Raw genomic sequence first — 11,913 nt, forward strand, 5'->3', positions numbered from 1 at the left:
AGAGAAACGCAAGCCAATCATTTAAAAACATCGCTTCAAAAAATCACTCTTTTTTTTTCATTGTTATTTGCAAACAAAATTGTTTTTTTAACAGAACAGTTTGCCAGGCAGGTACAAACCATGCTGCCATGGGTGTTTAAAACGTCAAAAATCTCAGTAATACCCAATGGTATAGATCTTGAACTATATCAACCGGCACCTCCCCCCAATAATAATTGTGTTTTTATAGGTATGCAAAGCCGCCTGATAAAAATAAAAGATCATTTAACACTGTTAAAAGCTTTTTCAATGTTGAAGAATAGGGGAGACCAATTTAATGATTTGAAATTGGTAATTGTCGGCGATGGCGATTTTAAATCCATACTTATTAATAAAGCTATTGCACTTGATATTGATAAGGATGTTAATTTTGCAGGTATGTTGCGAGAGCCGGAATTAATTGACTTTTTACATTCATTAGATCTATATATACACGCCTCATTGGGCGAAACCATGAGTACAGCAATTATGCAGGCAATGGCTTGTAAATTACCCGTGATTGCATCTGATGTTGATGGAATTAATAACATGATAACCAATAATACTACAGGCTTGCTTGTACCCGTTACGGATGCGAAGGCTCTTTGCGATGCAATGTATTTATGCATTACACAAGCCGAGGTGCGTACAAAAATTGCAAATAGCAGCTATGAATTTGCATTAAACAATTTTTCAAATACTGCAATGTTTCAAAAGTACAAGAGTGTTTTTAATTAATTAAGCCAGTTATGCTAAAATCATTTTTTAAAAAACATGTAGAGAATTTTCAAAGATTTACCGGTCTTTATGAACTTATAAAAGTGCAAGCCATCGTTCAGGAAAATGAGTATCAAAAACTAAAAAATGAATGCAGGCAAAATTTTGAGGGTAGCTTAGCTTTATTTGGTAAAAAAGTGTATTCTCAAACCGATGAGGATGGAATTATTGAAGAAATATTTAAACGGATACCTAACAATAAAACATTTATTGAAATTGGTATACAAACCGGAGTTGAATGTAATAGCCTGAATTTATTATTAAATGGTTGGAAAGGAGCATGGGTGGAAGGAAATGATAAATATTGTAATGTAATAGCAAATGATTTAGGCGGTTTATCATTTAAAGATAAGCTTACTGTTATCAATTCATTTATTGATAAAGACAATATTTCGGACGTATTTAGGCAGGCATATCAATTTTTTGCGATTAAAGAATTGGATTTATTTTCACTGGATATTGATGGCAATGATTATTATATAATGGAGGTTTTACTTCAAAATGAATTTTTACCTAAAGTAGTATGTGTTGAGTATAATGCTAAGTTTGAGCCTCCTGTCAATATAAAAATTAAGTATAATAAAGATCATATTTGGGATACAAGTGATTATATGGGCTGTTCTTTACAGGCTTATGTAGATTTATTTAAACAATATGGCTATACGTTGGTGTGCTGCAATCTTACAGGTATAAATGCATTTTTTGTAAGAAATGAGTTCGTCCATTTGTTTGAAATTTACGAAATCGCTGAAATATATCAACCATACAGATACTATTTAAGCCCTATTAAATTAGCCCAGTTTCCGACATTAAGATATTTACGAGATCAAATTAATGACTCCTTATCAAATATATGAAGGGGAAAAAACGTATATTAATTGATGCATCTTCCGTAGGTTTAAACACGGATGGGGTAACAACATATATAGTAAACTTGATAAAACACCTGCCACAAAAAAGCTTCGATGATTTTGAATATTGGATATTAATAAACCCCGGCGTTGTAAATCAGGATATTAATAAAATTAAGCAATCAGGCAGATTTAAATTTATTGAATATCGTATACCTCCAATTGGTCCCAAAAGAGATTGGGCCATGTTTCTTTTTTTCCGTAAGTACAAATCAAAATTTGATTTGGTTCACATGACCACGAATATATATCCGCTTTTTTTCAAAGGTGGCATTTGCACTATACATGATCTTATATTCAGAAGCTATTTTGATGGTTCATTTTTTTACGCAAAACTAGCGCAGTTTTATATTGATAAAGTAGTTAAACGGTGTTTAACCAAAGCAAAATATATTATAGCGGTTTCAAATTTCACAAAAAATGATATCATAAAACAATACAACCTTGATGATGACCAAAAGAAAATTGAAGTTATTCATGAAGGTTGGGAACATATAATTGCTGATGATGGCGAATCGGTTTCCCTGGAAGAAAAAATGGACTACACGTATTTTTTTTATCTGGGTACATTACGTAAGCATAAAAACATACATAACCTATTGGCTGCTTTCAATATCGCTTGTAAAAAAATTCCTGCAAATGTTAAGTTAGCTATCAGCGGCAATACCAAACACATGAATATTGAAAACTTGAAGATAGTTAATGAAATAAACAACAACGGGCAAAGGGTTATATTTACCGGTTACCTTTCAGACACAGAATTGCGTGATTATTATAAAAACGCCATCGCATTGATATACCCATCGTTGGCTGAAGGATTTGGGCTCCCGGTTTTGGAAGCTTTTTACAACAACTGCCCCTTACTGTGTTCCAATACCTCTTCATTACCCGAGATAGCCGGTGATGCTGCCCTATACTTTGAGCCGCTTGATCAGCAGGATATGGCATCGGCAATGGTTAAATTTTATGATTCACCAAAGTTAGCAGCGGGGATGAAGGAAAAAGGTAAGGAACGGTTGAAAATGTTTTCATGGATTGATGCGGCTGAGCAAACAGTGGCACTATATTATAAATACTTCAATACAAAGCCACATAGCTAATTTGTAATTGATGATTTTTCTTCTTTTTTAACAATATTTTTTTTTATCTTTTTCCTGTCGCAATAACCGTTAATTATAAATAAGGAGAATAGGAAAAAGGGCATACATGGTATTTTAAACCTTGAAAGGGTACCAAAGTTTGAGGTTGTTAACCCCACAACATAAGCGAAAATTAAGCTAAAAAGCAAAAAAGTGAATAAATTTTGATCGGTAAATATGTATCTGAATATAGCCAGCCTAGCCTTTAAAATAACATATAAAAAAAACAAAAACAGTGTCAATGACTCTAAAGCGGATAGCTTTGTTATTAATTTATCTGTTTCCCATACGTAAGGTCTGAAAAAAGTTACATTAATTGCCGGGACTATTTTTTTTACAAAGCCATTTACTGTGCCGTCTATCTCACCAAGACTATAACCTGAACCATTTTCCTCTGCAGAGATCTCGAAGGTTGCGTTACTAAAACCTGTAACTATACCTGTAAAATCTTCTAATATCATTTTAGACAGATTACCTGTTATATTTTGTTTAAGAGTATTTAAACTGAATGCGCCTACCAAAATGAGCATCGTCAAGCCTAATGTTTTTTTGAATAGCGTCTTTTTTGACCCTATTATCGCTGTAATTAACCTTAGCAATAGCGCGGGTAATAAAGCAATAAGAATGTATGGTTTGACGGCGAGTATAAGTAAACCGGCAATAATAAAAAAAATAGTGCTGCTTATTTTTTTTTCTGTTCTAATCAATCTAAAAAAGAAAAAAATGAGCCATCCTAAAGCAAACATGCAAATTGTGTCTTTAAAAAGTGCGGACCCCCATAAGGCCGTATCTGGTAAAAACAATACCGCTATTGCGCTTTGTTTTAGCAGCCGTGGATACATTTTTATAAAACATATAAATAATGCCCATATACCGGTATAGGCTATTGAAGCAATAATAATAGCGATACCTATTAACCGGGTAAAGCATAATTTGCCAATGAGCGCACCCAAAACACATACTATATAACCGGACGTATTATTATAATAATATAATTTGGATATTAAGTAACCCTCATTTAAATTATCCGGATCAGCGGTATGTGTAATTAGCCTTAGCCAGGTTAAGGGGCTTTCGCCGAACGAATCGTTTATTGTTTTTGCTGAATCATAATAACTCAACGTATCACCTGATTGAAAATAAAAAATATAAATAATGCAAATTGCAACAGCTCCAATAATTTTTACAGTTAAACCGGGTATAAAATACGGGCGTAATCTATGGCCGTCAGTATAATACTTATCTCTAAATTTAAAGGCTATTACGTAAATAATAACCAGGTAAAAAGGAATTAAAAAAAAATCGGCAATAGAAATATAAGTCACGAAATTTATTTAAATAATTATAATATTGCAGCTATAATATTGCTAAACTACACAATGTTTATATATTTCCATGAAGCGGTTTTTTTTAAGTGTTCCTTATTGTTTATCCTGTTTTTTGTATGTGTAGAATAGTAGGAATATTTTCTTCAAATACGCCCGTTTCAAAGCTATTGGATATTGGCGATGTTATGCGTGATGAATTAGCATACGGCGGGCCGGATGACAAAGGTAATTATACCGATGATGGTTTATACCTGGGCCATCGGCGACTATCAATTATCGATGTGAGCAAAGGCGGCCACCAACCGATGCAATTTAACGAATGGGTAATAACTTTTAATGGTGAAATATATAATTATAAAGAAATTGCCGCCCAACTGGAAGAACGTGGGTATACGTTTGTCTCAAATTCTGATACCGAGGTCATATTAAAAGCATTTGATTGTTGGTCCTATGCGTGCATTGAGAAGTTTAGGGGGATGTTTGCTTTTGCACTATGGAACAAGCACGCTAAAAAAATGCTTTTGTGTCGCGATAGGGTAGGTGTTAAGCCATTGTTTTGGTATAAGGATGATGATGTATTTCTGTTCTCATCCGAATTAAAGGCGATGCGTAAATATCCGTCGTTTAATACGGAGATTGACGACGAGGCCGTGTCATTGTTTTTACAAACAGGTTATATACCGCAAACCCATTGCATTTATAAATATGCCCGAAAGTTACAACCCGGTAGTTTCTTAGAGATTGATGAGACCGGTAATTTTAAAACCTGGAAATATTGGGATGTGAACGATATTACTGTCGATAACTACACAAATTTTTCAGAAGAAGAACTGATACAAAAAACTGAAGAACTGGTAACTGAAAGCTGCCGTTTACGCATGGTTGCAGATGTACCTGTAGGCGTTTTTCTAAGCGGCGGTATTGATTCATCATTAATAACTACTGTATTACAAAAAGCAAATTCCTCGCAAATTAAAACCTATACGATCGGCTTTGAAGATGCCATTTATGACGAGTCAGTTCAGGCAAAAAAAGTTGCGGACTACCTGGGTACGGATCACTATGAATATAAGTGCACAGAAGCGGATTTCTTGGATGTCATTGAGGAATTGCCCTATATGTACGATGAACCTTTTGGTGATAGTTCGGCCATACCCACTCATTTAGTTTCGAAAATGGCGAGGCAACAGGTTACTGTAGCCTTGTCAGCGGATGGAGGCGACGAAGTGTTTGGCGGCTATGATAGGTATTTACTTACCTATAAAGTTTACAGTAAACTTCGATTTTTGCCGGCATATTTGAAAAAAGGCATTGCCGCTACAATTCAAAAATTGGACGCTGAAAAAATTGCTAAACTATCAGGATCTCTTTTGTTTAACCAATTAAGAGGACTGGAGTGGCGTTTGCCGAAATTTGCCAATGTCCTGCAGGCTACCGGCCTTTTTGATTTCTATAGTAAAAGCAGCAGTAATATTCCCCTTTCCTTATTGGCCCAATTGCATAGCGCCAGTCAGGTACCATTATTTGTTGGTGGCGAGAAATATGCTGACAACGGATTTTATTCCTTATTAGGAAAAGCTGATATCGCAACCTATTTGGAAGGAGATATATTAACTAAAGTAGACAGAGCAACCATGCAAGTTGCTTTAGAAGGGCGCGAACCGCTTTTGGATCATAAGATTATAGAGTTTGGTTTATCGTTACCGGACCATTACAAGATCAGAGCTAATAAAGGCAAATGGATCCTTCGCCAGGTATTGTATAAACATTTGCCGGCTGAATTTATTGACCGGCCAAAACAAGGATTTGCAATACCCGTTAAAAAGTGGCTACACCAAAACTTAAAGAGTTATATAGACGGGATGATACATGACCAAGCGTTTCTGAAATTATTTAAATTTGATCAAATAGTGCTTCAGCAAATAGTACGATCCTTTAATGAAAAGAAAAATAACACTGTAAATCCATACTTTATATGGAGTATGTATTCGTTATACTGCTGGTATCTAACATGGATGAAAAACTCTTAAATTATACGATCAATGCCCAAAATATTGACTATCCTTAATCGCAATAATATTGGCGGTATTGCTTTTAATGTGGCATACTTAGCTAAATATATGGATCCGGCATATAAAGTAGAAATTTTAACCGGGTATAAAGAACCATACGAAGGCAGTTCAGCGTATATATTTAACGAGCTGGGATTGCATTATACTTTTGTACCTGAAATGTACCGGTCAGTTAATGTAAAAAAAGACTTTGGCGCTTACCAATTTATAAAAACTAAAATTGGCGAATATCAACCTGACATTGTTCATACGCACGCCGCCAAACCCGGGGTGTTGGGCCGTTTAGCCGCTTATTATAGCATTAATAAACCCAAAGCAATTATACACACCTATCACGGAAATGTGTTTGATGGCTATTTCCCGCCTTTAAAAACAAAACTGTTTTTGGCTATTGAACGTTATCTCGCAGGTAAAAGCGATGCAATTATTGCCATTAGCGAACAACAAAAGGACGACCTGGTAAATAAATACCGCATCGCGCCGGCCAATAAAGTTCATGTAATCAGGCTGGGTTTTGACCTGGATAAGTTTGCGCACGATAATGAGCAAAAGCGAGTAAACTTCCGGAAGTTTTATCATATATCCGAAGAGGCAATCGTAATAACAATTACGGGGCGGCTTACCGCAATAAAAAATCATTTTTTATTTATTGATGCGCTTAACATATTAAAACACCAATACCCCGCACTTGAAATCAAAGTGTTTATTGTGGGCGATGGCGAACTATTGGAGCCGATAATGGATAAGCTAAGTGCTATAGGGTTTAGTTTTTGCAGACCCGGTGAGGATAATCATAGTGCAGATATTATTTTTACATCATGGCGAAAGGATATTGATGTGATAAATGCGGGCTCGGATATAATAGCGCTAAGTTCATTAAATGAAGGTACACCTGTAAGTATAATTGAGGCGCTGGCTTCGCAGAAAGCGGTAGTATGTACTAACGTTGGCGGTGTAAAAGACGTGGTAAAAGATGGTTATAGTGGGCTTTTAACTGGGCAAACAGCTGATGAATTTGCTAATAAGTTACAGGAGCTTTGCGTAAATAAACAATTTAGAGATGTTTTGGCCGCAAATGGTAAAGCCTTTGTAATGCAAAATTATTCTTATTCCCGGTTAGTAAAAGAAACAGAGGATTTATATAAGTTTTTATTGGATTAAAACTTAAATTGGCAGTTAAAATTACTTTAAGTGAAAAATGATTAAAATTTTAGTGACTGGCGGTGCCGGAAATATTGGGGGGGCGCTTGCACGCTGCCTCGTAAAAAAAGCAAAATACCATGTGGTAGTTGCCGATAATTTAGTTACCGGCTCAATAAATAACCTGCCACAAGGATATGATAATTTTACTTTCGTTAAATGCGATGTAAATAATTATAATGACCTGTCTGCAGTGATGCTGGCATTTAAGTTTGATTATGTGTTTCATTATGCCGCTTTAGTGGGTGTAAACCGTACATTAAAAAACCCGATTGCTGTTTTAGAAGATATTGAAGGCATAAAACATATCCTCAACTTATCTAAGAATACCGGGGTTAAGCGCATATTTTATTCTTCGTCGTCTGAGGTGTATGGCGAGCCTGTTGAATTTCCTCAAAATGAACATACTACACCTTTAAATTCAAGGTTACCTTACGCTATCGTAAAAAATGTTGGAGAAGCATTTTTTAAATCATATCAAAAAGAGTACGGCCTTGACTTTACCATATTCAGGTTTTTTAATACCTATGGGCCTAACCAAAGTATCGATTTCGTGGTATCAAAGTTTGTAGAGGCGGCCTTAAATAACAGGGATATCATAATTTATGGCGATGGCAGCCAAACACGTACGTTTTGTTATATTGATGATAATATTGAAGTTACTACCCGGGTTTTTGAAGAATCTCTATATTTAAATGAAGTGATTAATATTGGCAATGCTGAAGAAACAAGTGTGCTTGACCTGGCTAAAATAATTATTAAGCTTACTGGTTCCATATCAGAAATTAAACACGTTGCGCCATTAAAAGAGGGCGACATGACACGCAGGAAACCCGATAATGGTAAAATGTTAAAGATATTAAACAGAGATTTATTAACTATTGAACAAGGGGTAGCTCATATATTACAACTAAAGTATAATTTAACTCAATAATGCATTTTTTATTACACCCTGTTGAAGCGGGAGTTGTTGCTTTTCTAAGCTGTTTATTAATAATTCCGCTAATAATAAAATTATCTTATAAGCAAGGCTGGGTGGTACTTCCAAGGGATAACCGTTGGCATAATAAACCAACGGCTTTAATGGGGGGTATAGGTATTTTTATCGCCTTTAATATTGGTTTTTTTGCTGTAAATAAACAATTTAACTGGCAGCTGTATGCCGCGTTTTGTTTAATGTTTACCATTGGTTTGGTTGACGACATTAAAGAGGTTAAGCCTGTAATAAAAATGGTTAGCCAGATCATATGTTCATTTATTTTAATATTTAGCGGTTTAAATTTCGGAGGCGGCCTGTTAGGATGGGCGGGTATACCGCTAACATTTATTTGGGTTATAGGTATTACAAATGCCATAAACCTATTAGATAATATGGACGGCCTTGCAGGTGGTATAGCTGGCATAGTGGCAATTATAACCGGTGTTTTAGCCATGCTTAAAGGCGCTGATCATTTAGCCATTACCGCATTTGCAGTAGCCGGTGCGGCTATAGGTTTTTTGTTTTATAATTTTAAACCTGCCAAAATTTTCATGGGCGACTCTGGAAGTTTATTTCTGGGCTTTGTATTAGCTTATTTAAGTATATCAATCCAGGGTAAACTCGGCTCATCATCTGCTATTTTAGTATTGCTTATACCTATAAGCTTAATGGCTATACCTATAATGGATACTACATTAGTAACTATTAAACGCCTTGGCGCAGGCCGGCGCATTGATCAAGGCGGTAAAGACCATACCTCGCACCGCCTGGTGGCACTGGGCTTAAGCGAAAAAAAAGCGGTATTAATTCTGTATTTGATTAGTGCTGTTTGGGGAGCCTTATGTATAATAATGTTTAAAACACAAATAAACAACCTGTTTTTATGTATTTTACTATTGGCCATATTTTCGGTGGTATTTTCCCTGATTCTTTCTAAAGTAAAAGTATATAACGAGTCGGAACAAAAGCTCTCCTACCTGCGGGTCAAGGGTAAGGAAATGGGCAATACACTGATGTATCATTTCTTTTTGATGCATAAAAAATTGTTAATAGGTATTTGTACGGATATCCTGATCATTTATAGCGCGTTTTTGGTAGCTACCAAAGCAATGCATATATCTACCGATAATCAGGAAGTTATACTGGCCACATTTATTTGCGTTAAAATTTCGGTATTTTATATCACCAACCTGTATTACCGCATGTGGCGGTATATGGAGATTGTAGAGGTTGCCGGGTATTTTATGACCATTTGCATGGCAACAATTATACTTGCGGTCATCTTGTTTATAAAAGGTAAAGGTGAGGTATATACCTCCTATTTTTACCTGATAGACTTTTTATTAACCTTTATAGGGATAGTATTTTCAAGATTGTTTTATCGCTGGATGAGCGAATTGATCAATCGTAACCGGTTTTCTGAAAAGAAAGTTATCATTTACGGCGCGGGCGATAGCGGGTATTTATTAATTAAGGAATTGCTACAAAATCACCGGCATGAGTTAAGACCAATAGGCTGGATAGATGACGATATTAGTAAACATAATATGTTTCTTTACGGGTATAAAATTTTTGGCGGTATAGGTCAGCTATCAGAAATATGTGCAAAAAGCAAACCCGATATGATTTTGATCTCGACAAATGCCATCAATAAAGAAAATGAAGACACCATTAAAACGGTATTAGCTGCTCAAAGTATTAGTCTTGGTCGTTTTAGCCTATCGCTCAATTATGATTTAACCTAATTTAAACCATAAGCGTATGCAATTACCTTTTCTTTACATGGGTCTTTCCCGGAGATGGGGCTGGTCCTATTGCATACGCTGTATCTCAAATAGCCTATCCTGGTTTACGCAGGCAAAGATCCTTAAGATGAGCTTGTTTCTTACCGCATTGAGGACGGCCATTTTTGGTTTGCCTTCGGTAAGGGTCTTCCGGTCATAATAGGCCCGCAGTTGATCCGGCCCTTTAGCTCTTATCGCGGTCATGGCACAGAGGTGCAGTATGCCCTTTATCCGCTTGTTGGCAATCGAGGAAACCCTTCCTTTGCCCTTAAACATGCCTGATTCTTTAACGAAAGGAGCTACACCGGCATAACAGGCAAACTTTTTCGGGTCGCTGATGTCGCGGAACTCATTGGTCGAGATAATCAGCTGGATGGCGGTGACGCGGCCTACGGCGGGTACCGATGTTATAATTTGCATCAACCGTTTTGTTCGCTCATCGCTGCTCAGCAGTACATCTATCGTCTGGTCAATGACCGATATATCCGCCGCGATCGCCTGGATGGTTTTTGCACAAAGTTGGTCGCTTTGTTTAGCCAGCCCTTTTTTGACGAATGCAGCTTGTTCCTTTAACGGTGTTCTTAAAGCCATTTGCGTGCTCAGTAACCTGTTTCTTAAGGCAAATAAACTCTTCAGTTCCACGATTACCGGTCTCTTGTCCACCCATAAACGCAAGGTATCTTTATTTTTAAACGCAAATTGCGCGATCCTGATGGCATCGATTTTATCATATTTACCCCTGATCAAACCCGTGGAGTTTTTAATGACCAACGCGTTTTCCACCACGGTGTTGGCTTTTAACTTTTTTAAACAGGCAATCAGCGGATTCGTGTATATCCCGGTATGCTCCATGCAAAATAGGGCCTTAGACAGGGCAAACTTGGGTAATGTTTTTAGCCCGGTAACAAAGGGTATAATCTCCTCCGGCTCATTGGCTGTTTCTTGATGAAAAAGTAGTTTTCCGGCCTCCACGACAGCAAAATCCAGCTTGTCTTTGGAGACATCGATGCCAATAAAGTAAGTATACCGTTTGGTTTTAACTCGTGCGCTTTCCATCGTAAAATGGCAAATGACAGGTTTAATACTTGTGTTAAGTCTTTCTTAATAGGATTTATAAATCATCCTGTCATTTACCCTTAGTGAATTAACAGCAGCGATCCCTAAATTGTTTGCTACGAAGAATGCCCTGTTATTCAAAGGAGAACCGGAGATAGTTAATGTTTTTATGATGCGCTAAATATTTTTTCTCGTAATACGTTTTGATAGACAACACTTCATCCGCATAGTCCGAATGATAAAGATCAGCGGTTTTCCGATGCAATTTCAGTTTCAGCTTATCCACCTGCTCCGCACTATACGCATAAAAGCCATCGTTATCTGTTTTGAGGTTGACCGCGCCGCCCGGTTTTAAAACGAGCTGGTACATCGTTAAAAATCGGAGCGATGTCAAACGTTTCTTCTCGCGGCCCAACTGTGGCTGCGGATCAGGGAAGGTTATCCAGATCTCGTCTACTTCACCGGGGGCAAAAAACCCGGTCAGTGTTTCGATCTGCATCCGTATAAAAGCGACGTTGGGTACCCCTTCTTCCAGGGCGGTTTTAGCACCGCGCCAAATGCGGTTGCCTTTATAATCAATACCAATAAAATTTTTATCCGGAAACATTTGCGCCACGTTAACGTTGCTAAAAGTTTCTATTTCTGCAAA

General features: G+C 36.8%; 10 protein-coding genes. 7 read left to right on the forward strand and 3 right to left on the reverse strand.

What is annotated here, in order from left to right; translation table 11 throughout:
* The 3 genes from ABI367_RS06950 to ABI367_RS06960 form a co-directional block, all read left to right on the forward strand.
* Positions 1-756, forward strand: a 756-nt coding sequence (locus ABI367_RS06950; protein ID WP_462228375.1) for a glycosyltransferase family 4 protein, incomplete at its 5' end; no start/stop codon positions are given.
* Between the two features lie 11 nt (positions 757-767).
* Positions 768-1,652, forward strand: a complete 885-nt coding sequence (locus tag ABI367_RS06955; RefSeq protein ID WP_462228376.1) for a hypothetical protein — start codon at positions 768-770, stop codon at positions 1,650-1,652.
* Positions 1,649-2,806 carry a glycosyltransferase family 4 protein gene (locus ABI367_RS06960; protein WP_462228377.1) on the forward strand — a complete coding sequence of 386 codons (1,158 nt, stop codon included), beginning with the start codon at positions 1,649-1,651 and terminating at the stop codon, positions 2,804-2,806. Before ABI367_RS06955 ends, ABI367_RS06960 begins: the two co-directional genes overlap by 4 nt.
* On the opposite strand, the gene ABI367_RS06965 is transcribed toward ABI367_RS06960, so the two are convergent.
* Complete coding sequence (locus tag ABI367_RS06965) at positions 2,803-4,170, reverse strand: hypothetical protein (RefSeq protein WP_462228378.1); 1,368 nt, start codon at positions 4,168-4,170, stop codon at positions 2,803-2,805. The two genes, ABI367_RS06960 and ABI367_RS06965, sit on opposite strands and share 4 nt — an antisense overlap.
* Positions 4,171-4,289: 119 nt before the next feature.
* On the opposite strand from ABI367_RS06965, the gene asnB reads away from it, so the two are divergent.
* The 4 genes from asnB to ABI367_RS06985 are packed head-to-tail and all read left to right on the forward strand — an operon-like array spanning position 4,290 to position 10,169.
* Entirely contained in the window at positions 4,290-6,203 is a 1,914-nt protein-coding gene (gene asnB, locus ABI367_RS06970) for an asparagine synthase (glutamine-hydrolyzing) (protein WP_462228379.1), read from the forward strand.
* Positions 6,204-6,215: 12 nt separating this feature from the next.
* Entirely contained in the window at positions 6,216-7,406 is a 1,191-nt protein-coding gene (locus ABI367_RS06975) for a glycosyltransferase (RefSeq protein WP_462228380.1), read from the forward strand.
* A 37-nt stretch (positions 7,407-7,443) separates the two neighbouring features.
* On the forward strand, positions 7,444-8,379 hold the full coding sequence (locus ABI367_RS06980) for an NAD-dependent epimerase/dehydratase family protein (RefSeq protein WP_462228381.1): 936 nt from the start codon (positions 7,444-7,446) through the stop codon (positions 8,377-8,379).
* On the forward strand, positions 8,379-10,169 hold the full coding sequence (locus ABI367_RS06985; protein WP_462228382.1) for a hypothetical protein: 1,791 nt from the start codon (positions 8,379-8,381) through the stop codon (positions 10,167-10,169). The genes ABI367_RS06980 and ABI367_RS06985 overlap by 1 nt, the downstream gene beginning before the upstream one ends.
* A gap of 66 nt (positions 10,170-10,235) precedes the next feature.
* On the opposite strand, the gene ABI367_RS06990 is transcribed toward ABI367_RS06985, so the two are convergent.
* Positions 10,236-11,264, reverse strand: a complete 1,029-nt coding sequence (locus ABI367_RS06990) for an IS110 family RNA-guided transposase (RefSeq protein ID WP_462228383.1) — start codon at positions 11,262-11,264, stop codon at positions 10,236-10,238.
* Between the two features lie 133 nt (positions 11,265-11,397).
* Positions 11,398-11,904: a tRNA (guanosine(46)-N7)-methyltransferase TrmB gene (trmB, locus tag ABI367_RS06995; protein ID WP_462228408.1), complete on the reverse strand. Its 507-nt coding sequence runs from the start codon at positions 11,902-11,904 to the stop codon at positions 11,398-11,400.
* Positions 11,905-11,913: the final 9 nt, after the last annotated feature.

The sequence above is a fragment of the Mucilaginibacter sp. genome, assembly GCF_039935595.1.
In the GTDB taxonomy this organism is placed as follows: Bacteria; Bacteroidota; Bacteroidia; order Sphingobacteriales; family Sphingobacteriaceae; genus Mucilaginibacter.